At 67.2% G+C, this 22,115-nt stretch carries 21 protein-coding genes and 1 pseudogene; 15 read left to right on the top strand and 7 right to left on the bottom strand.

What is annotated here, in order from left to right:
- Positions 1 to 47: 47 nt before the first annotated feature.
- Positions 48 to 1,106 carry an anthranilate phosphoribosyltransferase gene (gene trpD / locus GGC64_RS14035; protein WP_370582091.1) on the top strand — a complete coding sequence of 353 codons (1,059 nt, stop codon included), beginning with the start codon at positions 48 to 50 and terminating at the stop codon, positions 1,104 to 1,106.
- On the opposite strand, the pseudogene GGC64_RS14030 reads toward trpD, so the two are convergent.
- A pseudogene (locus tag GGC64_RS14030) lies at positions 1,044 to 2,816 on the bottom strand (DEDD exonuclease domain-containing protein); the annotation flags it as partial. The gene trpD and the pseudogene GGC64_RS14030 overlap by 63 nt on opposite strands.
- A gap of 123 nt (positions 2,817 to 2,939) precedes the next feature.
- On the opposite strand from GGC64_RS14030, the gene GGC64_RS14025 reads away from it, so the two are divergent.
- From GGC64_RS14025 to GGC64_RS14010, 4 genes are all read left to right on the top strand, one after another.
- Positions 2,940 to 3,143: a hypothetical protein gene (locus GGC64_RS14025; RefSeq protein ID WP_192723109.1), complete on the top strand. Its 204-nt coding sequence runs from the start codon at positions 2,940 to 2,942 to the stop codon at positions 3,141 to 3,143.
- Between the two features lie 214 nt (positions 3,144 to 3,357).
- Positions 3,358 to 4,437 carry a peptidoglycan hydrolase RipC gene (ripC, locus tag GGC64_RS14020; RefSeq protein WP_370582090.1) on the top strand — a complete coding sequence of 360 codons (1,080 nt, stop codon included), beginning with the start codon at positions 3,358 to 3,360 and terminating at the stop codon, positions 4,435 to 4,437.
- Positions 4,406 to 5,242, top strand: coding sequence for a peptidase (locus GGC64_RS14015; RefSeq protein WP_192723108.1), 837 nt, complete (start codon positions 4,406 to 4,408; stop codon positions 5,240 to 5,242). The genes ripC and GGC64_RS14015 overlap by 32 nt, the downstream gene beginning before the upstream one ends.
- A gap of 10 nt (positions 5,243 to 5,252) precedes the next feature.
- Positions 5,253 to 6,380: a glycosyltransferase family 4 protein gene (locus tag GGC64_RS14010; RefSeq protein ID WP_192723107.1), complete on the top strand. Its 1,128-nt coding sequence runs from the start codon at positions 5,253 to 5,255 to the stop codon at positions 6,378 to 6,380.
- On the opposite strand, the gene GGC64_RS14005 is transcribed toward GGC64_RS14010, so the two are convergent.
- A complete protein-coding gene (locus GGC64_RS14005) occupies positions 6,377 to 8,179 on the bottom strand; it encodes a long-chain fatty acid--CoA ligase (protein ID WP_192723106.1) in 1,803 nt (600 codons plus the stop codon). The two genes, GGC64_RS14010 and GGC64_RS14005, sit on opposite strands and share 4 nt — an antisense overlap.
- A 98-nt stretch (positions 8,180 to 8,277) precedes the next feature.
- Here GGC64_RS14005 and GGC64_RS14000 point away from each other — a divergent pair, with 98 nt between their 5' ends.
- The 5 genes from GGC64_RS14000 to GGC64_RS13980 all read left to right on the top strand — a co-directional run bounded on the left by GGC64_RS14000 (position 8,278) and on the right by GGC64_RS13980 (position 11,619).
- Positions 8,278 to 8,667 (top strand): polyketide cyclase / dehydrase and lipid transport, encoded by a 390-nt coding sequence (locus tag GGC64_RS14000; protein WP_192723105.1) that lies wholly within the window; start codon positions 8,278 to 8,280, stop codon positions 8,665 to 8,667.
- 40 nt (positions 8,668 to 8,707) lie between these two features.
- The gene (locus GGC64_RS13995; protein WP_192723104.1) at positions 8,708 to 9,145 is read left to right on the top strand and encodes an SRPBCC family protein; all 438 of its coding nucleotides are present in this window, start codon (positions 8,708 to 8,710) and stop codon (positions 9,143 to 9,145) included.
- Position 9,146: 1 nt separating this feature from the next.
- Complete coding sequence (locus GGC64_RS13990) at positions 9,147 to 10,412, top strand: ArsA family ATPase (protein WP_192723878.1); 1,266 nt, start codon at positions 9,147 to 9,149, stop codon at positions 10,410 to 10,412.
- Complete coding sequence (locus GGC64_RS13985) at positions 10,409 to 10,810, top strand: hypothetical protein (protein ID WP_192723103.1); 402 nt, start codon at positions 10,409 to 10,411, stop codon at positions 10,808 to 10,810. The genes GGC64_RS13990 and GGC64_RS13985 overlap by 4 nt, the downstream gene beginning before the upstream one ends.
- Positions 10,811 to 10,893: 83 nt before the next feature.
- The gene (locus GGC64_RS13980; protein WP_192723102.1) at positions 10,894 to 11,619 is read left to right on the top strand and encodes a 1-acyl-sn-glycerol-3-phosphate acyltransferase; all 726 of its coding nucleotides are present in this window, start codon (positions 10,894 to 10,896) and stop codon (positions 11,617 to 11,619) included.
- Here GGC64_RS13980 and GGC64_RS13975 read toward each other — a convergent pair.
- Entirely contained in the window at positions 11,579 to 12,856 is a 1,278-nt protein-coding gene (locus tag GGC64_RS13975) for a glycosyltransferase 87 family protein (RefSeq protein ID WP_192723101.1), read from the bottom strand. The two genes, GGC64_RS13980 and GGC64_RS13975, sit on opposite strands and share 41 nt — an antisense overlap.
- Before the next feature lie 84 nt (positions 12,857 to 12,940).
- Between GGC64_RS13975 and GGC64_RS13970 the strand changes: the two genes are divergently transcribed.
- Genes GGC64_RS13970 through GGC64_RS13960 form a run of 3 tightly spaced genes read left to right on the top strand, consistent with a single transcriptional unit; the run spans position 12,941 to position 15,765 of the window.
- Positions 12,941 to 13,828, top strand: coding sequence for a hypothetical protein (locus tag GGC64_RS13970; RefSeq protein WP_192723100.1), 888 nt, complete (start codon positions 12,941 to 12,943; stop codon positions 13,826 to 13,828).
- The gene (locus tag GGC64_RS13965) at positions 13,825 to 14,334 is read left to right on the top strand and encodes a polyadenylate-specific 3'-exoribonuclease AS (protein ID WP_192723099.1); all 510 of its coding nucleotides are present in this window, start codon (positions 13,825 to 13,827) and stop codon (positions 14,332 to 14,334) included. The genes GGC64_RS13970 and GGC64_RS13965 overlap by 4 nt, the downstream gene beginning before the upstream one ends.
- A gap of 33 nt (positions 14,335 to 14,367) precedes the next feature.
- Entirely contained in the window at positions 14,368 to 15,765 is a 1,398-nt protein-coding gene (locus GGC64_RS13960; protein WP_192723098.1) for a class II 3-deoxy-7-phosphoheptulonate synthase, read from the top strand.
- Here the strand turns inward: GGC64_RS13960 and GGC64_RS13955 are convergent.
- Positions 15,707 to 17,401 carry an FAD-dependent monooxygenase gene (locus GGC64_RS13955; protein WP_192723097.1) on the bottom strand — a complete coding sequence of 565 codons (1,695 nt, stop codon included), beginning with the start codon at positions 17,399 to 17,401 and terminating at the stop codon, positions 15,707 to 15,709. The two genes, GGC64_RS13960 and GGC64_RS13955, sit on opposite strands and share 59 nt — an antisense overlap.
- 192 nt (positions 17,402 to 17,593) lie before the next feature.
- Between GGC64_RS13955 and GGC64_RS13950 the strand changes: the two genes are divergently transcribed.
- On the top strand, positions 17,594 to 17,800 hold the full coding sequence (locus GGC64_RS13950; protein WP_192723096.1) for a hypothetical protein: 207 nt from the start codon (positions 17,594 to 17,596) through the stop codon (positions 17,798 to 17,800).
- Here the strand turns inward: GGC64_RS13950 and GGC64_RS13945 are convergent.
- Positions 17,797 to 19,020: a protein kinase gene (locus tag GGC64_RS13945; RefSeq protein ID WP_192723095.1), complete on the bottom strand. Its 1,224-nt coding sequence runs from the start codon at positions 19,018 to 19,020 to the stop codon at positions 17,797 to 17,799. The genes GGC64_RS13950 and GGC64_RS13945 overlap by 4 nt on opposite strands.
- Before the next feature lie 36 nt (positions 19,021 to 19,056).
- On the opposite strand from GGC64_RS13945, the gene GGC64_RS13940 reads away from it, so the two are divergent.
- Positions 19,057 to 19,461 carry an Rv2175c family DNA-binding protein gene (locus GGC64_RS13940; protein WP_192723094.1) on the top strand — a complete coding sequence of 135 codons (405 nt, stop codon included), beginning with the start codon at positions 19,057 to 19,059 and terminating at the stop codon, positions 19,459 to 19,461.
- Here the strand turns inward: GGC64_RS13940 and GGC64_RS13935 are convergent.
- Complete coding sequence (locus GGC64_RS13935) at positions 19,382 to 20,965, bottom strand: alpha-(1->6)-mannopyranosyltransferase A (RefSeq protein ID WP_192723093.1); 1,584 nt, start codon at positions 20,963 to 20,965, stop codon at positions 19,382 to 19,384. The genes GGC64_RS13940 and GGC64_RS13935 overlap by 80 nt on opposite strands.
- Positions 20,966 to 20,969: 4 nt before the next feature.
- The gene (gene idsA2, locus GGC64_RS13930) at positions 20,970 to 22,058 is read right to left on the bottom strand and encodes a bifunctional (2E,6E)-farnesyl/geranyl diphosphate synthase (RefSeq protein WP_192723092.1); all 1,089 of its coding nucleotides are present in this window, start codon (positions 22,056 to 22,058) and stop codon (positions 20,970 to 20,972) included.
- Between the last annotated feature and the right edge of the window lie 57 nt (positions 22,059 to 22,115).

Here is a 22,115-nt window from a genome sequence, read left to right as displayed (position 1 = left end):
TAGTTGTTGATCTCCACCCGGGTCAGCCAATTGGTGATAATCGGCGGGTGACTTCTACCGACGCGCCGACGTGGCCCCAGGTTCTCGGCCGCTTGACCACAGGTCAGGCGCTCCGCCCCGGGCAGGCGGCCTGGGCGATGGACCAGATCATGACCGGTGTGGCGACGCCGGCACAGATCGCGGGCTTCGGTGTGTCGATGAAAATGAAGCGGCCGACGTCCGGTGAGGTGACCGAGTTGGCCGACACGATGCTCAAGCACGCGCGCCGAGTGCCGACCGAGGTGATCGGCAACGACACCGTCGACGTCGTCGGCACCGGCGGTGACGGGGCAAACACCGTCAACCTCTCGACGATGGCCGCGATCGTGGTGGCCGCGGCCGGCGTTCCGGTGATCAAGCATGGCAATCGAGCGGCCTCGTCGCTGTCCGGCGGTGCAGACACGCTCGAGGCGCTCGGCGTTCGCATCGACCTGGGGCCCGACGATGTCGCGCGCAGCGTGGCCGAAGTCGGCATCGGCTTCGCGTTCGCTCCGAACTTCCACCCGTCGTACCGGCACGCCGGGGTGGTGCGCCGCGAAATCGGGGTGCCGACGGTGTTCAATCTGCTTGGGCCGCTGACCAATCCGGCGTCACCGCGGGCGGGCCTGATCGGCTGCGCCTGGGGCGAACTGGCCGAGGTGATGGCAGGCGTGTTCGCCACCCGCCGGTCGAGCGTGCTGGTGGTCCACGGCGACGACGGTCTCGACGAGCTCACCACCACGACGACGAGCACCATCTGGCGGGTGCAGGCAGGAACCGTGGAACGGCTGACCTTCGACCCGGCCGCCTTCGGCTTCGCCCGCGCCGACATCTCCGAGTTGGTCGGCGGTGACGCGGAATCCAATGCCGCAGAAGTCCGTTCGGTGTTCAGCGGGGCGAAGGGTCCGGTTCGCGACGCGGTGGTGCTCAACGCGGCCGGCGCGATGGTGGCCCACGCCGGTCTAGCCAGCGACGCCAAATGGGTGCCCGCCTGGGAGTCGGGCCTGGCTCGCGCCACCGAGGCCATCGACTCCGGGGCGGCCGAAAAGCTGCTCGCGCGTTGGGTGGGGTTCACTCAAAAGGTCTGAGCCGAGGCTTTGTTCGGCCGCCGCACGGGCGGACCGGGCCGTCGACGCCCACTGCGCCAAGCGTCCCGCCGCGGCGGCGGGCGATGCCCAACCCGGTTCGGCGCGCACAATGCGCACGCCGGGCTGGGCGAGCCAGCGTGCGATCAGCGCGGTCTCCTCGACCAGCGCTCCGCCAAGCGGCGCTGCGGTCGGCAGAACCGCTTGGGCGCCAAGGCAAATGGCGTCGATCACGGGCATCGGTGGCACGCCGCGGCGGGCGTTGCCTGCCGCCGCCAGCTGGCCGTTCCTGACCACCGCGAGGTGCCAGCCCCCTTCACCGTCCGGGCGCGCGGCGACCAGTTCGTCGACCGCGGCCAGCGCCCGCAGCCGCTGGCCGCGCCACAGCACGTCGATGGCCGTGGCCGCGTGATCGCGCATTCGGGCGGCGGTCTCGTAGCGGTTGCGCTCGGCAAGGTCGGCGATGTGGGCGAGCACCGAATCCAGCGCACGGCTGTCACCGCCTTCGATCAGCTCGACGGCGCGGGCAGGCGCGGCGGCGTATTCGATCGGGGTGATGCCCTGCGGCGCGGGGCATGGCGAGAGCTCGCGCTCAGGACACACGTGCAGGGCGCTGCGGCCCAGTCGGGTGGTGCACGTGCGCACACCGGTGAACCGGGCAAGCAGCGCTGCGGTCTCGACCGCGTCGGCGCGTCCCCTGAAAGGACCGATTGCATTGTCGCGCTTGGGTGTTCGAACGACGGAAAACCGGGGAAACGCCTCGTCGGTCAGTGTCACCCACCACCAGCGGCGAGGAAATTTCGACCGTCGGTTGTACGGCGGCGCGTGCGCGGCGAGCAGACGCAGTTCGCGCACGCCCGCCTCGAGGTCGTGCGCGCATTCGACGTGGTCGACGGCCGTCGCAAGAGATGCCATCTCCTTGATGCGGGTGCGCGGGTCGGCGCCGTTGAAGTACTGCCCGACTCGCCTGCGTAGATCGACCGCGGTCCCGACATAGAGCACCTCGGCCGACGGTCCCCTGAACAGATAGACACCGGGGCAGTGCGGCAGCGCCTTCGCCAGATGCCGGTTGCTGCGCTGGGCAGGCGTCACATCGGGCAGATAGGACCGCAGCTCGGCGTACGTGTGCACGCCCTGGTTGCCCACCCGCTCGATCAGGCCGTGCAGCACGTCGACGGTCGCGCGGGCGTCGTCGAGCGCACGATGGGTAGGAGTAGTGGTCGCATTGAACAGCCGGGCCAACGCGGACAGCCGCACGCTTGGCGCCTCGTCGCGGGTGAGCACCCGGCGGGCCAGCTTCACCGTGCACAACACGGCGGGCTTGGGCCACGTGATGTGGAGGCGTTCGGCGGCCGCCCGCAGGAACCCGATGTCGAAGCCGGCGTTGTGCGCGACCAGCACCGCGCCGCGGGAGAACTCCAGAAATGACGGTAAAACCGAATCGATGGTCGGGGCGTTGCACACCATGGCGGTGGTGATGCCGGTGAGCGCGACGATCTGCGGGGGGATGCTTCGGCCGGGATCGACCAGGGTGGCCAGTTCGCCGAGCACCTCGCCGCCGCGCACTTTGACGGCCCCGATCTCGGTGATCGCGTCGTGGCCCTCGCCGGAGGCGCGGCCGCCGGTGGTCTCCAGGTCCACCACGACGAACGTCGTCTCCCGCAGTGAGACATCCGCGTGTGGATCCACATCCGCGAAGCTCAGCTGCCCCATGCGCTGAACGTAGGCACTGACTCCGACAGCCTCGGGTTGCCACGCGGGGGCTCAGTTACCCGGCGGTGCTTGTCGGTGGCTGTCGTTACCGTGCGGACAACACCGAATGAGAGGACCAGCCAAATGGGCACGGTGAAGATCGACTGCGACGACTGCGCGGTGCGCGGTCCCGGGTGCCAGGACTGTGTCGTGAGCGTGTTGCTCGGCGTGCCCGAGACGTTGCTCGACGACGAACGGCAGGCGCTTGAAGTGCTCGCCGACGCCGGGCTCGCGCCCCGATTGAGGTTGGTGCCGATTCGCCGCGACAGCGATTCTGGAGTCGCATAACAAAATTCGTTTACGGGGTCGTTGATAACGATCTCTGAGGCAGCTGTTAAATTTGCGGCTTCTGTTGGACAACCCCGATGCCGTTTCGTAACCTATCTGAGACCTAAGAGCAGTTCGACGCGGTTTTCGTCACGGCATCTGAAGGACGCAAATCTTGAGCCTCAACCGCACGCGCGGGATTACACGTGGTTTTCACCGGGTTCGGAAAACCTTTGTGTGGGCAATAGCTGGGTTAACGGTGTTCGGGGCAGTTGTCGCCGGGCATGTGCAGGCCGATCCGGCCGATGATGCGTTGGCAAAACTCAATGAGTTGTCTCGGCAAGCCGAACAGACCACTGAAGCGATGCACTCCGCTCAGCTGGACCTCAACAACAAGCTGGCAGTGCAGCAGGCCGCCGAGGCCAAGCACGCCGCCGACGTGGCAGCGGTCGAATCGGCCAAAGCTCAGTTGGCAACGTTCCAGGGCTCCGTCGACAAGTTAGCTGCCGCGCAATACATGGGTGGCAGGACCGACGGCCTCGACGCAATGCTGACGGCGACCTCGCCGCAGGGCCTGATCGATCAGCTCGCGGTTCAGCGGGTGATGGCCTCTGAGATGTCGGCGCAGATGAAGAGCTACCGCGACATCGGACAGCAGGCCGCACTGGCCGAGCAGGCGTCCGCCAAATCCGCCGCCGACGCCAAGACCGCCGCCGAGCAGGCCGCCGCGGTGCGCGCCGACCTGCAATCCAAGCAAAGCAAGCTGCAGGTGCAGATAGCAGTCGTCAAGTCCCAGTACGAGGTCTTGACCCCCGCCCAGCGCGACGCGCTGGCCGCCCTGCCCCCGATCCCTGCACCGCCTCCGCCGGACGCCGCGCCGCCTGCCGATCCCGGCATCCTGGCTGCCCCACCTGAGGGCATCCCGCCCGGCGATGTCGCGCCGCCTGGAGCCGAGCCAGGAGGCGGGTCACCCGAGGCGGCCACCGTCATCCAGGCCGCGCTCAGCCGGATCGGCTCGCCCTACGTCTGGGGTGGTTCGGGCCCGGGCCAATTCGACTGCTCCGGTCTGGTGATGTGGTCCTTCCAGCAGGCGGGCATCTCATTGCCGCACTCCAGCCAGGCGCTCGCCCAGGGCGGGCAGCCGGTGTCGATGGATCAGATCCAGCCCGGCGACCTGGTCACCTATTACTCCGACGCATCGCACGTCGGCATCTACATCGGCGACGGAATGATGGTGCACGCCTCGACCTACGGCACGCCGGTGCGAGTCGCCCCGGTCGACAATGCGCCGATCCACAACGTCCGCCGCTACTGACCGTCGCCGGACCAGCATCGGTGCGCTCCTCGTCACCGAGCTGATCTGCGCGCTGCTTCTGGTCGGCAGACCACAGGCAGACCAGCCGCACCCCGTCGTCGCCACGCCCGCCTCGCTCACCACGCCGACCGCCGCGTCGACGACGCAGACGCTCGACGACGGGCGCACGGTTCACCTCGTCGGCCTCGGCGGGGCACGCACGGCGCCTCTGCTGGCCCGCATCGGTGCGGAGATGAACGACGCGTCGAAGGCCGTCACCGCCTTCTGGGGGGCCGCCTGGCCACGTGACGTCCTCGTCGTCGCGGCAGGGACGGACGCCGAGTTCGGCGCCCTGGCGGGCGGCGGCCCCGACATCGCGGCCACTACCACCGCCGAACGAATCATGTTCGCCCCCGGCGCTGCCGACATGAGCGCCGCGTCGTTGCGAATAGTGTTGCGCCACGAGCTTTTTCACTTCGCGTCGCGGGCCGAGACGGCCGGCGACGCGCCGCGCTGGCTGACCGAAGGCGTCGCCGACTTCGTCGCACGCCCACCGCAGGCCCATCCGGCAGATGCGGAGCAGACGGCGCAATTGCCGACAGATGCCGAACTCAGCGACCCCGGCCCCGCCGGGTCGCGGGCCTACGACCGGGCGTGGTGGTTCACCCGGTTCGTCGCCGACGCATACGGCACCGACGCGCTGCGGGCGCTGTACCTCCGCGCCTGCGCACCGGGGCATCCCGACGCCGCCTCCGCCGTGCACGACACGCTCGGCGCCGACCTGCCGACCGTGCTCGGTCGGTGGCGGCAGTGGATGTCGGGCTAGCCTTTCGCCAATGAGCCGGGTTCTGCTGGTTACCAATGACTTTCCGCCACGCCGCGGCGGTATCCAGTCGTACCTGCAGGAACTGGTGGACCACCTGGTTGCGGCAGGGACGCACACGCTGACCGTCTATGCGCCGAAATGGAAGGACGCCGACGCGTTCGACCGCGATGCCGCCTACGAGGTGGTGCGCCACCCCGGCACGCTGATGCTGCCCGTGCCGTCGGTGGCAGGGCGGATGCGCGACCTGATCAAGCGGCACGACGCCGAGACCGTGTGGTTCGGCGCGGCCGCGCCGCTGGCTTTGATGGCGCCTTTGGCCCGGGATGCGGGTGCCGGCCGCGTCATCGCCAGCACGCACGGCCACGAGGTGGGCTGGTCGATGCTGCCGGTGGCCCGAACTGCGTTGCGCCGCATCGGAACTGGCACCGATGTGGTCACGTATGTCAGCCAGTACACCCGGGGCCGGTTCGCCTCGGCATTCGGAGCAGGCGCCGCGCTCGAGCACCTCCCGCCAGGCGTCGACACCGACCGGTTCACGCCCGACGAGGTGGCCCGCGCGGAACTGCGCGCCCGCTATCGCCTGGGCTCGCGGCCGGTGGTGGTGTGTCTGTCGCGGCTGGTGCCACGCAAGGGCCAGGACATGCTGATTCGGGCGATGCCGGCGATCCGCGAGCGGGTGCCCGGCGCCGCGCTTGTCATCGTCGGCGGCGGACCGTATCTCACATCGCTGCGGCGGCTGGCGCACAGCTTCGGCGTTGCCGAGCACGTCGTGTTCACCGAGGGCGTGCCCGGTGACGAGCTGCCCGCCCACCATGCCCTTGCCGACGTCTTCGCGATGCCGTGTCGCACCCGCGGTGCGGGTCTGGACGTCGAGGGGCTCGGCATCGTCTTTCTCGAGGCGTCGGCGACGGGTGTTCCCGTCGTCGCGGGCCGGTCCGGCGGCGCACCCGAGACGGTCGTCGACGGCGAGACGGGCGTGGTGGTCGACGGCTGGGATGTCGGGGCGATCGCAGCCTCGGTCAGCGATCTGCTCGCCGACCCCGATCGCGCCGCGCGGATGGGCGAGGCGGGCCGACGCTGGGTCGTCGACAACTGGCAGTGGACCGGCAAGGCGCGGCGCCTTGCCGAGCTTCTCTAGTTCTTCGCGTAGAGCGCGTCGATGTCGGCGGCGAACTTCTCGGCGACCACCTTGCGCTTGACCTTCATCGTGGGCGTCAGCTCTCCGGTGTCCTCGGTGAAATCGACAGGCAGGATGCGGAACTTGCGGATGGCTTCGGCCTTGGACACCGCCTGGTTGGCCTCCTTGATGGCCAGCTCGATTTCGGCCATCAAGTCCGGGTCGGTGGCCAGGTCGCCGACCGTGGCTGTCGCGTCCTTGCCGTGCCGCTGCTTCCAGCCGGGGAACGCCTCCGGGTCGATGGTGATCAGCGCGGCGATGAACGGTTGCGCATCGCCGACGCACATCGCCTGACTGATCAGCGGATGCGCGCGAAGCCGGTCCTCGAGCAGTGCGGGTGCGACGTTCTTGCCGCCCGCGGTGACGATGATCTCCTTCTTGCGGCCGACGATGGTCAGGAAGCCGTCCTCGTCGATCGCACCCAGATCGCCGGTGTGGAACCAGCCGTCGGTGAATACCGCCTTGGTCTCCTCGTCGTTGTGCCAGTAGCCGCTGAACACCACGCCGCCCTTGACGAGCAGTTCGTCATCGTCGCCGAGCCGCATGCTGTTGCCGGGCACCAACTTTCCGACCGAGCCGACCTTGACCTCGTCGATCCGGTTCACGGTGATCGCGGCGCTGGTCTCGGTCAGCCCATAGCCCTCATAGATGGTCAGGCCGACGCCGCGATAGAAGTGGCCGAGCCGTGCGCCAAGCGGAGCGCCGCCCGAGATCGCGCCGCGGCAGTTACCGCCGAGTGCGGCGCGCAGTTTGCCGTACACCAGCCGGTCGAAAAGGGCGTGCTTGGCACGCAACAGCAGACCTGCTCCGCCGGAGTCCTGCGCTTCGCTATATGCGATCGCGGTTTCCACCGCGGGGCCGAAGATCCAGCCCTTGCCGTCGTCGCGGGCATTCTGCTCGGCGGTGTTGTACACCTTCTCGAACACCCGCGGCACCGAAACCACGAGCGTCGGTTTGAACACCCCGAACGTCGGCACCAGGTTCTTGATGTCACTGGTGAACCCGAGCGTGACCTTGTTGGCGAAGCACGCCAACGTGATCGCGCGCGCCAGCACGTGCGCCAGCGGCAGGAACACCAGCATCCGCTCGCCCTTGTCGAGCAGCGTGGGGAAGCAGGTCTTGGCGCCGCGGATCTCGTACATCAGGTTGGAGTGGGTGAGCTGGCAGCCCTTGGGCCTGCCGGTGGTGCCCGAGGTGTAGATCAGCGTCGCCGGGGCGGCCGAGGAGATGCCGGCCAATCGGTCGTCCAGTTCTTTCGGGTCGACGGATTTGCCTGCCTCGGTCAGGGCCTCGAGCGCGGGGGTGCCCGACCCCTCGATGCGCAGCACCTTGCGCAGGTCGGGCAGCTCGCTTTCGAGGTGCTCGATCTTGTCGGCGTGCGCGTCGGTCTCCGCGAAGATCAGCACGGCGCCCGAGTCGGCGAGGACGAACCGCACCTGCTCGGCGGAGCTGGTCTCGTAGATCGGCACCGTGAGCGCACCTGCGGCAAGGATCGCGAGGTCGAGGATCGGCCATTCGTAGCGTGTTGCCGACAAGATCGCGACCCGGTCGCCGGCCTTGACGCCTTCGGCGATCAAACCCAGTGCGGCCGAACGGATCTGGTTGGCCGCCTCCTTGCACGTCACATCGATCCACGCGCCGTCAACGAGGCGCTGGAAGATCACGTGGTCGGGGTCGTCGCGTTCGTGGCTGAACACAGAGCTGACGATGTTGTCGTGCTCACCGACGGTGAACGTGGCGGGCACACTGAATTCGCGCACGATCTTGACCTCTCGGGGGGATTACTAGCGACTTTGCCGTCCACAGCCTAGTCGGCCACCGTCGGCGGTGGTCGCTGCGTATGTGAAGCTTGTATGCCATGAACAGCATCCAGATCGCCGACGAGACGTTCGTTGCGGCCGACCCCGCCGAGGTGGGCAGGGCGATCGGGGACCCCGCGAGCTGGCGCCGGTGGTGGCCCGACCTGCTGTTGACGGTCGTCGAGGACCGCGCTGCGGCGGGGCATCGCTGGACGGTGGCCGGTGCGCTGACCGGCACCATGGAGATCTGGCTGGAACCTGTCCTGGACGGGGTGGTGCTGCACTATTTCCTGCACGCCGAACCCTCGGGGGTGGCGGCGTGGCAGCTGGCCAAGATGAACCTGGCGAAGATGAATCATCGCCGCCGGGTAGCGGGTAAGAACATGGCGTTCGAAGTGAAGCAGACACTCGAGGCGACGCGCCCGGTTGGCGTTTCGCCCCTGGCCTGATACTTCGGCCGAAGCAAGCAGGGGGAGGTAGATTTTTCTCGTGGCGGACAAGACGGCGCAGACCATCTATATCGATGCCGATCCTTCGACGGTGATGGACGTCATCGCCGACATCGGCTCCTATCCCGACTGGGTCGCCGAGTACAAGGAGACCGAGGTGCTCGAGGCAGACGCCGAGGGCTATCCGAAGACCGCCCGCCTGGTGCTGGACGCCACCGTCCTCAAGGACACCATGGTGTTGGCCTACGACTGGCCAACCGACCGCAAGTCGGTGAAATGGAGCCTGGTGTCCAGCTCGCTGCTGAAGTCGTTGGACGGCGCATATCGGCTGTCGCCCAAGGGTTCTGGCACCGATGTCACTTACGAACTATCGGTCGATCTGATCATCCCGATGATCGGGCTGCTGAAACGCAAGGCCGAACGACGCCTTACGGACACCGCGTTGAAGGATCTCAAGAAACGAGTCGAGGCTGACTGACATTGCAGCCCCGACTAGCGCCCGGATCAGTCTCTTCGTCGGCAAGGGCGGGGTAGGTAAGTCGACATTGGCCACTGCCACCGCGGTGCGCGACGCGGGCGCCGGGCAGCGGGTGCTGCTCGTCTCGACCGACCAGGCGCATTCGATCGGCGACGTGCTCGGTTGCACCGTCACCCCGACCGGGCTTCGTGAACCGACCCGGGTGCTCGCCGACTTGGGAACCGGACAAGCCGACGCGGGCGGCGGTTTCCTCGACGCGCTGGCCTTGGACACGCTCGCACTGCTCGAGGCCCGGTGGCGGGACATCGCGGGCCTGCTGTCCGGCCGGTTTCCCGAGTCGGATGTGGGAGATATTGCGCCAGAAGAACTTTCGGCCTTGCCAGGCATCCAGGAGGTGCTCGGACTTCACGAGGTCGGCGAACTCGCCGCCTCAGGCGGCTGGGACCATGTCGTGGTCGACTGCGCGTCGACCGCCGATGCGCTGCGGATGCTGACATTGCCCGCGACCTTCGCGCTGTATCTGGAGCGCGCGTGGCCGCGGCACCGTCGGCTGTCCACGGGCGCCGACGACGCCCGCGCCGCCGCGGTCATCGAACTCGTCGAACGCATCCACGCCGGAACCGAGCGGCTTGGCTCGCTGCTCACCGACGGCGAGCGCGTCAGTGCGCACCTGGTGATGACGGCCGAGCGAGTGGTCGCGGCCGAGGCGGTCCGCACGCTTGGCTCGCTCGCACTGATGGGTGTGCGGCTCGGCGAGCTGATCGTCAATCAAATACTGATTCAAGATGATTCGTTCGAATACCGAAATCTGCCCGAGCATCCCGCTTTCGACTGGTACTCCGAGCGCATCGCCGAGCAGCGGGCGGTGCTCGCCGAGCTGGACACCACCATCGGGGACGTGCAGCTGGTGCTCGTCCCGCACCTGGCGGGGGAGCCGATCGGACCCAAGGCGCTCGGCGAACTACTCGACAGCGCGCGCCGACGCGACGGGTCACCGCCGCCGGGTCCGCTGCGGCCGATCGTCGACCGCGAATCGGGAACAGGACTCGAATCGGTCTACCGGATGCGGCTAGAGTTGCCGCAGGTCGATTCCGCCGCGTTGACGTTGGGCCGGGTCGACGACGACTTGATCATCGGCGTAGGCGGTATGCGGCGCCGCGTTCGGCTGGCATCTGTCCTGCGGCGATGCATTGTGATGGATGCGCAGCTAAAGGGCAGTGAGCTGACCGTGCGATTTCGACCGAACCCGGAGGTGTGGCCAGCATGACCGGGTCCCACGCCGATATCGGTCCCGAACTGCGGCAGCTGGCCCAGATGATCCTCGACAAGCTCGACCCGGCGGTGCGACTGGCGGCCGCGCGGGCAGCGGGAACAGGCGACGCAGCCGGCAAGTGCCAACAGGTGTGGTGCCCGGTGTGTGCGCTGGCTGCGCTGGTGGCCGGTGAACAGCATCCGCTGCTCGACGTCATCGCCGAACACAGCGTCGCGCTGCTGACGGTCGTCCGCGCCGTCTTGGAGAACGGAGCGAACGGAGCGCCTGGCCCGACCGGACCCGGTGAACCCCCGCCGGCGAGCCCGCCCCCGCCGCCAGGCCCCAACGGTGGTGAACCGTCGCCGAGCGGCCCGGGCCGCTATCAGCACATCCCTGTGACGGTGGAAGAGTGACCTCTGGTCCTGTGGTCGCATCCACACCACGTGGGTAAAGTTGTCGCAAAGCACCGTCCGGTGCTCCAGTGTGGGGAGGGTCCATGTGGTACTGGCTTTTCAAGTACATCTTCATGGGCCCTTTGCTGTCGCTGCTCGGCCGTCCGAAAGTCGAAGGGCTGGAGCATGTTCCGCACTCCGGCCCGATGATCCTGGCGAGTAATCACCTGGCCGTCGCCGACAGCTTCTTTCTCCCTCTGGTGGTCAGCCGCCGGATCACCTTCCTCGCCAAGGCCGAGTACTTCACGGGCACAGGCATCAAGGGCTGGTTCACCCGCTGGTTCTACACCGCCGCCGGTCAGGTGCCGATCGACCGCACGGATGCCGACAGCGCCCAGAGCGCGCTGCAGACCGCCCAGCGGATCCTCAACGAAGGCAAGTTGCTCGGGATGTACCCGGAGGGCACCCGCTCGCCTGACGGGCGGCTGTACAAGGGCAAGACCGGCCTGGCGCGGCTGGCGCTGGAGTCCGGCGTGCCGGTGGTTCCCGTCGCGATGATCGGTACCGACGTCGTCAACCCGCCCGGCAGCAAGATGTGGCGCTTCGGTCGGGTCGAGGTCAAATTCGGCAAGCCGATGGACTTCAGCCGGTTCGAGGGCCTGGCAGGCAACCGGTTCATCGAGCGAGCGGTGATCGACGAGGTGATGTACGAGCTGATGCGGCTGTCGGGCCAGGAGTACGTCGACCTCTACGCCGCCGACGTCAAAGAGGGAAAAGGTGAGGCGGCTATCAAGCCGCCGGCGCGGATGCCGGAAGCAGCTGCGGGCTGACGGATCTAGTGGCTGAGCGCGCGGACACCGTGCCTGCCACTGCGATCACCGCGATCGCCCACCACACATACGAACCACCTGCGAGCTGACGCCACAGGGACGCCGAGGTTTCGTGATGCTTGGGCATCAACGGGATTGGCGTCCACACCATCAGCGCGATTCCTGCCAACGCCACCAGGCCGAGCGCAACCTGTCGTTGCCGGAGCGCCACGACGATCATCACCAGCAGCGCCGGCAGTGTCCACACCCAGTGGTGTGACCACGACACGGGCGAAACCACAAGCCCGAACATCGCGACGCAGATCAGGGCCAACACCGGTTGCTCGGCGCGCAACACCCGGCGCACTGCCCACACGGTCAGCCCGAGAACTGTGAAGCAGGCCAGCGTCCACAGCACGAACCGCTCACCCTCGCCGAGGCCGAGGCGGGCCAGCGCGCCCGCGATGTTCTGGTTGGTGTTCAGCGTGGCGGTGCCGATGCGGTCGGTGTTGCGCACGGTGTAGGTCCAGTACTCCCACGAGTCCCGCCACGCCAGCGCGAAACCGGCGAGCGTGGCCACTACCGCCGATGCCACGGCCACCAGCAGCGCGCGGGTGTCGCGGCGCAGCAGGAAGTACAGCAGGAACACCGCGGGGGTGAGCTTGAGCGCGATCGCGACACCGAGCAGGATGCCGCGCGGCCACGGTGTCTTACGCGGTACGCAGTCGGCGATGACGAGTGTCATCAGCACGACATTGATCTGCCCGAAGTCGAAGTTCGACCGGATCGGTTCGAGGTAGATGAAAGCGGGCCCCACGATCGCGGCCGCCAGCCAGCACCGTCGCAGCCACGCCGGTTCGGGCGTGATGGCCGTTTGCGGCCAGACGTCCAACCCGGTCAGCACGATCACCGTCGACACCATCAGCAGCGCCAGCGTGGTCAACGTGATCGCGACGCTCGCCGCGTTCAGCGACAGCCACGCAAACGGTGCGAATGCCACCGCGGCCAAGGGCGGATAGGTGAAGGGCAAGTCCAGGCCCGCGCGGGTGTGGAACATCGCCCCGTCGGCATATAGCGGACGTCCGTCGAGCCAGGCGGTCCCGCCCATCCGATAGACGTCGATGTCGATGCGGTAGGGGATGTGGTTCAGCAGCCGCCAACAAGCCCAGGCCAACGCCGCCACAGTCAGCAGTTGGAACAGCCGCCAGGCGAGTGTTGGCCACAAACCAGCCCCGCCGGGCGACCGCCAAGTACTCATGTCGCAGACCAGCGTATCGGTGCCCACCGGCGAGTCGGGCGGTATCCCGACCCTGACACGCGCACGTCGGCGTAAGTTTTCTGCGTGCACGCGACGTTCGACCTGAATCTTTCTATCCCGCATGGGCGGCTGCCGCTGGTGTTCTGCCTCGTCGCGTTCATCCTCACGTTCTTCTTGACCCGCACCATCGTGCGGTACATCCGAAGCCATGCGGACAGCGATGCGCCCCATAAATGGTGGCAGCCGCGCAACATTTCTGCCGGCGGCGGCTTGCACATCCACCACGTGGTGATCGGCGTTGTCCTGGTCATGGTCTCCGGCATCTCGATGGTGACGTTGGCAGTCGACGGAGGAGTACCCGAATTCACGGTCGCCGCAACCTTTTTCGGCATCGGTGCAGCTCTGGTGCTTGATGAGTTCGCGCTGATCCTGCATCTGCAGGACGTTTACTGGGCCGAAGACGGCCGCACGTCGGTGGACGCGGTGTTCGCCGCCGTCGCCGTTGCCGGGCTGCTGATCCTCGGGTTCAACCCATTGTCGTTCTTCGACGTCACCATCTGGCGTGAGGACCAATCTCTGCAGGCCAGGGCGCTGGTGATCGCGGTTGCGGTGTTGACGCTGCTGTTCGCGGTGATCGTTCTGCTCAAGGGAAAGGTGTGGACCGGTCTGGTTGGGATGTTCATCACGCCGCTGTTGTTCCTCGGCGCCATCCGGCTCTCGCGGCCGCACGCGCCGTGGGCGCGCTGGCGCTACGGCGACAAGCCGCGAAAGATGCACAGGGCGCTCGAGCGGGAACGCCGGCTGCGCAGGCCGATCGTGCAGGCCAAGCTGTGGCTGCAACACGTGATCGCGGGGGAGCCGCACTTTCCCGACGACAGCGAAGTCGATCAGCAGCTCGACCGCGAAATCCACGCTGCCGCAGCGCCACGCCCGTTGGCCAACCGCGAAACGGCTCAGGTGTCGAAGGCGTGAGGTACTTCTACGACACGGAGTTCATCGACAACGGCCGCACCATCGAGTTGATCTCGATTGGGGTGGCAGCCGAGGACGGTCGCGAATATTACGCCGTCTCAACGGAATTCGACCCGGAGCGGGCAGGCAGCTGGGTGCGTAAGCACGTGCTGCCCAAGTTGCCGTCGCCGGCTTCGCCGCTGTGGCGCTCGCGAAGGCAGATTCGGATGGACCTCGAGGAGTTCTTCGGTGTCGACGGCGACGAACCGATCGAGCTGTGGGCCTGGGTCGGTGCCTACGACCACGTGGTGTTGTGCCAGCTGTGGGGACCGATGACCGACCTGCCTCCTGCCATCCCGCGCTTCACTCGCGAGCTGAGGCAGTTCTGGGAGGAGCGCGGATCACCGCGGATGCCGCCGAGGCCGCGCGACGCCCATGACGCCCTGGTCGACGCCAAGCACAACCTGGTCCGTTTTCGTCTGATGACCACGCGCTTCGAAAAGGGAGAAGCACCAGCGCAGCGGTGAAAAGCACATGGCGGCCCCCGTTACCATGGACGGGTGAACTGGACCGTCGACGTACCCATCGACCAGCTGCCGCCGCTGCCGCCGCTACCTGATGACCTGCGGCATCGGCTGGACGCCGCGCTGGCCAAGCCCGCGGCGCAGCAGCCCAGCTGGGACGCCGAATCGGCCAAGATGATGCGGACCGTGCTCGAGAGCGTGCCGCCGGTGACGGTGCCGGCCGAGATCGATCGGTTGCGGGGTCTGTTGGCCGACGTCGCCCGCGGCGAGGCGTTCCTGCTGCAGGGCGGCGACTGCGCGGAGACGTTCGTCGACAACACCGAACCCCACATCCGGGCCAACATCCGCACGCTGCTGCAGATGGCGGTGGTGCTCACCTACGGCGCCAGCATGCCGGTGGTCAAGGTGGCGCGCATCGCGGGCCAGTACGCCAAGCCGCGGTCGTCGGACATCGACGCGCTCGGCCTGAAGTCCTATCGCGGCGACATGATCAACGGTTTCGCCCCTGATGCGGCCGTTCGCGAGCACGACGCGTCCCGGCTGGTGCGCGCCTACGCCAACGCCAGCGCGGCGATGAACCTGGTGCGCGCGCTGACCGCGTCGGGTCTTGCGTCGCTGCATCAGGTGCACGACTGGAACCGCGAGTTCGTTCGCACCTCGCCCGCCGGTGCGCGATACGAGGCTCTCGCCAGCGAGATCGACCGCGGTCTGACGTTCATGAGCGCCTGCGGTGTTGCCGACCACAACCTGCAGACGGCCGAAATCTATGCCAGCCATGAGGCTTTGGTGCTCGACTACGAGCGGGCCATGCTGCGGCTGTCGACCGACTTCCCGGTCGAGGCGCCCGAACCGCGGCTGTACGACCTGTCGGCGCACTACGTGTGGATCGGCGAGCGCACCCGTCAGCTCGACGGCGCACACGTCGCGTTTGCGGAGGTGATTGCCAACCCGATCGGCGTGAAGATCGGCCCGACCATGTCGCCCGAGCTTGCGGTCGAGTACGTGGAGCGGCTCGATCCGCACAACCAGCCGGGCCGCCTGACGCTGGTGAGCAGGCTCGGCAACAACAAGGTGCGCGACGTGCTGCCGCCGATCATCGAGAAGGTGCAGGCCACCGGGCATCAGGTGATCTGGCAGTGCGACCCGATGCACGGCAACACCCACGAGAGCTCGACGGGCTACAAGACCCGCCACTTCGACCGCATCGTCGACGAGGTGCAGGGCTTCTTCGAGGTGCACCGGGCGCTCGGCACGCATCCCGGCGGCATCCACGTCGAGATCACCGGCGAGAACGTCACCGAGTGCCTCGGGGGAGCGCAGGACATTTCGGACTCCGACCTGGCGGGCCGCTACGAGACGGCCTGCGATCCCAGGCTCAACACTCAGCAGTCGCTGGAGCTGGCGTTCCTGGTCGCGGAGATGCTCCGCGACTGACGCGCCGCGCCAGGTCGGACAACAACCGCTCGGCGTCGACCGGACGTCCGCGATAGCCGATGTAGGAGTCGGGCCGGACGACGAATGCGCTGGCTGCGGTGACCCCGTACTGGCGGTGTGCCGACCGAGTCGAATCACCAAGTGCCGCAGGATGATCCGCGAACCGCTCGGCGGTGATCACGCGGGCTTTCACCATCCCCGGATACGTCTGCTCGAGCTGTTCGGCGATCCGGCACAACTCGACCGCAGGCATCGCATCGTCGTCGAGGCCGGTGAACAGCAGCACGGTGTGATGCGTGCCGCGGAACACCTCGTAAAGGTGGCTCTGCCGCCCGTCGATGGTCACGTCGGCCTCGCGGGCCCTGTCGCCGGGGGCGGGCGCGTCCCGCCAGCCCGAACCGTCCTGCGCGTTGAGCGCGCTGTCCGGATAGCGAAGGCGCAGTTGGGCGAGCAGACCGATGAACCGCCTGCGCAGCCAGGATCGGGTCAGCAGGTGACCGGCCAGCACGGGTGCCACCCGGCCGCGGGCCAGCCGGGCCAGGGGATTCTGCCCGCCGAATACGGAGAAGAGGCGATCGGTGGTCTTGAGCAACTGAACGCCGATCGGGTGCCGCTCCGCCTCGTAGGTGTCCAGCAGCGATTCGTCGGCAACTCCGCGCTCGACGTACGCGAGCTTCCAGCCCAGGTTGTAGGCGTCCTGGATGCCGGTGTTCATGCCCTGCGCGCCTGCGGGGCTGTGCACGTGGGCGGCGTCTCCGACGAGAAACACGTTCCCTTCGCGATAGCGAGGGACGGTGCGGCTGTGCACCCGATATCGAGTCACCCAGTGTTCCTTGACGACCGTGGCCGGGAACGGAACCCGCTCGTCGACCATCGCCTGGAACTCGTCGTGGGTGGGTTCGCTGTACTCGGCGCTCGGGCCTTCCGGCCCGGGAGGGAAGTTGCCGAAGATCCGGTAGCGGTTCTCGCCGGGCATTGAGAAGGCCGCGAAAATGCCTGCGGGACTGGGGAATCCGTATAGCCCGCCGTGCGGCAGTTTCCAGTCGAGCTCGGCGTCGGCCATGATGAACTCGTCGCGGTAGGTGGATCCGGCGAACGGGATGCCTGCCGCCTTACGGACCGCGCTGTGCGCGCCGTCGCAGCCGATCACCCACCGGCATTGCAATGTTTCGATCGTGCCGTCCTGGGCGCGCAGCGATACGGTCACCGTCTGCCCGTCCTGCGTCAGATCCGTCAGCGCCCGTCCGCGCTCGATCTCCACGCCCTTCTCGCTCAACAGTCCGGTGAGGATGCGCTCGGTGTCTTGCTGCGACACTGTGCGCGGTTCGGGGTAGGCGGTGTAGTTCTGCGGCCCGGTCAGTTGGCCCGCGAAATCCAGCTCGACCGTCTTCTCGGCGAACGTGATCGTCAGATTGGACGCCGAGGTCCCTGCCGCGATCGCCTGGTCGACCACGCCCATGTCGTCGAGGATCTCCAACGTCCTCGGCTGCACGACCAGCGCGCGGGATGTTGTCGCGGGCGCGGTGCTGCGATCGATGATCCGCGGCCGCACGCCGTGCCGCGCGAGCTCATTGGCCAGCATCAAGCCGGTCGGTCCTGCGCCGACTACCAGCACTGGAACCACAGCTTCGGTCATCACAATCACCTCGGTTTGGATCTCATCGTTCGTTGAATTATTCCACTACGACTGTAGTGTTATGGACGATCCGACGCAACCCCCGGCGCGAAGAGTAGGGAAACACCCGATTTCTAACTGTCGCCCTTGTAAATAATCTGAACGTGGCTGCCGGGGCGTGGTAGCCGATAGAAGATCATCGGGGGAGTAGTCGTGGGCACCGCAGTCCTGGGTTATCTGAACGAGTCGGTCGAAGCGACGCTGTCGGGTGTGGTCACGGTGGCCCACCGAACCCCTGGGTGCACCTGCGGATGGGTGGGACGCCGACGGATCGCACTGTTCCTGGCCCGCCACGACGCCTGGATGCACGCCGCCACCAGGGGCTGCCTGCCAGGTGTGCCGTTCGTGACGTCGCGCTAGATCAACGTCCCGATGTTGCCGCCGAGCGTCCACGCCGCGGCCGCGACCAACCCGGTGAGAGTGAGCACGGCGACCACCCAGAACACCAACGCCCGCCTCGAGCGTTGGCGCGCCCAATAGAACTCATCGAGATCGATCCCGGCGAATTGTCCTGAGACGGGCTCGTATTCGGGCTCCTGCGGCTGCCAGTCGTCACGGGTGAGTTCACGTGTGTGCTGCCGCGGCGCGAGCATGGGCTGAGCCTGGGGCCGTGCCGTTTTCGTGGTCACGGCTTCGTGCTCGGGTGGCAGTTGGCTGTGATGCAGGGCCGCCGAAAGATGCTGCGCCGAGTTGCGCGGCGCGGGCACCCGGAATCGGGGTAGGCCCAGTTCCTCGACGACGGAGTCGAGTTCGGCGGCCATGTCGTGGGCGTCGGCGTAGCGGTTGGCGGGTTCGCGTGCGGTGGCGTGGAGCACCAGATCGTCGAATTGGGCTGGCACACCGGCGATCATTCGGCTCGGAGGCAGGACGTCGTTGTCGATCCGTTGGTAGGCGATCGCCAGTGCCGAGTCGCCGGTGAACGGCGTGACGCCGGTCAGCAGTTCGTAAGCCATGATCCCGACGGAGTACACATCGCTGCGCGGATCGGCATCACCGGTGCGAACCTGTTCGGGAGAGAGGTACGCGGCGGTGCCCAAAATCACGCTGGTGGAGGTGATCTTGGCTTCGGCGATTGCGCGGACCAACCCGAAATCGGCGATCTTCACCTCGCCGTCGTCGGAGATGAGCACGTTCTCCGGTTTGATGTCGCGGTGCACGAGTCCGGCGCGGTGGGCAACCGCGAGGCCGCCGAGCACCGGACGCAACACCGCCGCGACGGCGTGCGGGGGCATCGGGCCGCGCTCGCGCAGTAGCTCGCGCAGAGTGCCGCCCTCGATCAGCTCCATCACCAGAAATGGATGCTGACCGTCCATGCCCTGGTCGTAGACCGCGACCAGGCCGGGATCCTTCAACCGGGCCACGGCCCGGGCCTCGCGCTGAAACCGGGTCAGGAACTGGTTGTCGCCGGCGTACCGCGAGTCCATGATCTTCAGCGCGACAGGCCGGTCCAGCCGGAGATCGAGCCCCCGGTACACGGCGGACATGCCGCCCGTCGCGATCAACACCTCGACGCGGTATCGGCCGTCCAGCACGGCACCCACCAGCGGGTCAGATTGCTGGTAGGCCTCCACCGAACACATGTTACGAGTCGCCCGTCACGTCCTAGACTCAGTGCGGTGAGCAGCATTCCGGCCGCCGACGATGTGCTAGACCCCGGCGAGGACGTTTACGACTTGCCTGCCGTTGCAGATTTGCTCGGCATACCCGTGACGAAAGTGCACCAGCAGCTGCGGGAAGGGCACCTGGTCGGGGTGCGGCGCGAAGGCGCAGTGGTGATACCCAAGGCCTTCTTCGACAGCACCGGCCATGTGGTCAAGACCCTTGCTGGGCTGCTCGTGGTGCTACACGACGGCGGTTACCACGAAACCGAGATCGTGCGCTGGTTGTTCACGCCCGACCCGTCGCTGACGATCCGTCGCGACGGCAGCACAGAACCGCTGGCTAATGCGCGTCCTGTGGACGCTCTGCATTCTCATCAGGCCCGGGAAGTGGTGCGCCGGGCTCAGGCGATGGCCTGTTGACGCTGTTGACCGTGCTAGGCGCGTAAAACAGCGAATACCACGCCGCCGCAGCGCATGCCGTGGCGAGCAACACGTGGATCCACGAGTACATGCCGTGTGCGCCGTCGGGTTTCCAGATCACCGTGATCCATGTCGAAAGGCCCGCGATCACGGCGATCGCCTGGCGCGACTGCGTCAGAGCGGCCGCCACTGCCAGCGGCCAGGTGTAGTACCACGGCAGGGCGGCAGGGACGAAGAGCACCACGACGACCATCACCAGCGCGATGCCGATCAGCGCCTGGCGGTCGGTGTGCCGAAAACGCCACCACAGCAACGGAAGTGAGATCGCGATGATCGCGATGCCGATGATCCGGGTGACGTCGAGCACGGCGTAGAAGTTCACCGGGAACAGCAGGCTGCCGAACACGTTGACCAGATTCGCCGCGGCGGTCGGCACCGTCAGCCAGTTGATGATCTTCACCGAACCGGCCAACGCGGTCAGCCAGCCGAGGCCGACCCCGGCCAACCACGACAACACGGCGAACACCGCGACGAATATCAGCGCCGACGCCGCCGTCGCGACAGTGAAGGCCTTCATCGGTTGGTATCCGCGAGCATCGCGAAGGTGCCGCATCCAAACCCACACCATGAACGGAAGTGCCAGTCCTGCCGTGGCTTTCACCGCCACCGCGACCGCGATGAGGCCGACCCCCCAGATATGTCGACCGGAGAACGTCAACGCGATGCCGGCCATCATCAAGCCCACCATCAGCATCTCGTTGTGCACCCCACCCATCAGGTGGATGATCACCAACGGGTTCAGCACGCAGATCCACAGGGCCGCGGCGCCGTCGGCGCCGACATGGCGGGCCACCCGCGGCGCCGCCCAGATCAACAGGGCAAGGCCAGGCAGCATGCACAGCCGCAATAGCATCGTCCCGGCCACCACGTCGTTGCCGACCAACATCGTGACGAACTTCGCGACCAGAATGAACGCCGGTCCGTACGGGGCGGTCGTCGTGGTCCAGATCGGACTCACGTTGTCCAACAACGAGTTCGGATTGTCGATGGGGCCGACAAGGTAGGGGTCGAAGCCGTCGCGCAGCAGCGCACCCTGCGCCAGATAGGAATACGTATCGCGACTGAACACGGGAACGCTCAGCAGCAGTGGCGCCAGCCAGAATCCCGTCGTCGCCACCATGGTGTATTCGGTTGCGGTGCGGTCGATTACCCGACGGCCCAGCCACAGCCATGCGCTCAGCATCAGCGTCACGCCGATCCACAGCAGCACCGACGAAAGCACCAGGCCGTGGCCGAACCGAAGCCAGGAGATGTGCAGTGACTCCAGCAGCGGATCATGTAGCCGGGTGCTCCCCGCGCCGAGCCCGCCCGCGGTGATCAAAACGGCGCCGATCGCACCAAGCAGCGCGGGCCGCGCCTGCGGCGACGCCGCGAAGGCGGTCAGCTTCCAAAGGTGGTGCGCCGGCCCGGCTTTCGGGGCCCGCGTCGACGTCGGGGTTGTCATGCTCCTAGGCGGACCGGTTCGCGGCCAATCTGGCGAGCTCGGCAAGGCCGACCTTGGCCCTTGCGTCGATCGGCGCGGCGGTGAGGATCTCCAGCGACCGACGGGTCAGCGAGTCGATCCGACCTTCGACGGCGGCCAGCGCGCCGACCGATTCGATGACCAGGCACAGCTCCTTCACCTGCGCATCGGACAGCTCGGTTCCGATCGAGGTGCGCAGCAGCTTGGCCGCCACGGGGTCGACCTTCTCGGCCCGCTCGACTGCCTCGGCCAGTAGCACGGTGCGCTTACCGGACCGCAGGTCGTCGCCGGACGGCTTGCCCGTCACCGCCGGATCACCGAAAACGCCGAGGACGTCGTCGCGCAGCTGAAACGCAACGCCGAGGCTGGTTCCGAGCTCGTGGAATGCGGCCAGCACATCGGGTCGATCGGCGGCTGCCGCGGCGCCGAACTGCAGCGGCCGCGAAATCGTGTAGGACGCGGTCTTGTAGACGTTGACCGTCATCGCTGAGGCCACCGATTCGGCCCCGCTGGATTCGGCGACGATGTCGAGGTACTGGCCCCCGAGCACTTCGGTGCGGATGGCCGACCAGACCCGGCGCACTCGCTCCTGCGCGTCGGCAGGCAGATCTGAAGTGGCGACGATGTCGTCGGCCCACACCAGCGCGAGGTCGCCAAGCAGAATCGCAGCAGAAATCCCGAACTGCTCGCTGCTGCCATGCCACTTGCTGCTGCGGTGTTTCTCGGAGAACAACCGGTGCACGGTCGGTAGTCCGCGGCGGGTGGCCGACGCATCGATCACATCGTCGTGCACCAGCGCACACGCATGCAGCAATTCCAGGGCCGAGAACAGCCGCAGCATTGCCGGATCGGCTGGATTCGCGTCGTCGTCGGCCACTGCACGCCAGCCCCAGTAGGCGAATGCGGGACGCAGCCGCTTGCCGCCGCGCAGCACGAATTCTTCGAGGGCGGCGGTCAATTCGGCGTAATCGGGGCCGATGTACGCGGCGTCACTGCGGCGATCGCGGAGATACTCCCGCAATTGATCGGTGACGGCGCCTGCCAGCTCGACGGCTGACGGTGCCGCTGCATCCACGCTCAGCGGGCGCCCCTTTCTGCCATGACCGGTCTGTCGTACTCGCCCCGAGTGCTC

It is taken from the genome of Mycobacterium sp. OAS707, assembly GCF_014873705.1.
GTDB lineage: Bacteria > Actinomycetota > Actinomycetes > Mycobacteriales > Mycobacteriaceae > Mycobacterium.
Note: the sequence above shows the minus strand (reverse complement) of the source record. Positions and strands in the feature narration are given on the sequence as shown.

Coding starts and splice junctions, on each gene's coding strand:
- GGC64_RS14025 (WP_192723109.1), top strand. CDS start 2,940: ATGGGCACGGTGAAGATCGACTGCGACGACTGCGCGGTGCGCGGTCCC.
- GGC64_RS14015 (WP_192723108.1), top strand. CDS start 4,406: ATGCGCCGATCCACAACGTCCGCCGCTACTGACCGTCGCCGGACCAGC.
- GGC64_RS14010 (WP_192723107.1), top strand. CDS start 5,253: ATGAGCCGGGTTCTGCTGGTTACCAATGACTTTCCGCCACGCCGCGGC.
- GGC64_RS14000 (WP_192723105.1), top strand. CDS start 8,278: ATGAACAGCATCCAGATCGCCGACGAGACGTTCGTTGCGGCCGACCCC.
- GGC64_RS13985 (WP_192723103.1), top strand. CDS start 10,409: ATGACCGGGTCCCACGCCGATATCGGTCCCGAACTGCGGCAGCTGGCC.
- GGC64_RS13980 (WP_192723102.1), top strand. CDS start 10,894: ATGTGGTACTGGCTTTTCAAGTACATCTTCATGGGCCCTTTGCTGTCG.
- GGC64_RS13975 (WP_192723101.1), bottom strand. CDS start 12,856: ATGAGTACTTGGCGGTCGCCCGGCGGGGCTGGTTTGTGGCCAACACTC.
- GGC64_RS13955 (WP_192723097.1), bottom strand. CDS start 17,401: ATGACCGAAGCTGTGGTTCCAGTGCTGGTAGTCGGCGCAGGACCGACC.
- GGC64_RS13945 (WP_192723095.1), bottom strand. CDS start 19,020: ATGTGTTCGGTGGAGGCCTACCAGCAATCTGACCCGCTGGTGGGTGCC.
- GGC64_RS13935 (WP_192723093.1), bottom strand. CDS start 20,965: ATGACAACCCCGACGTCGACGCGGGCCCCGAAAGCCGGGCCGGCGCAC.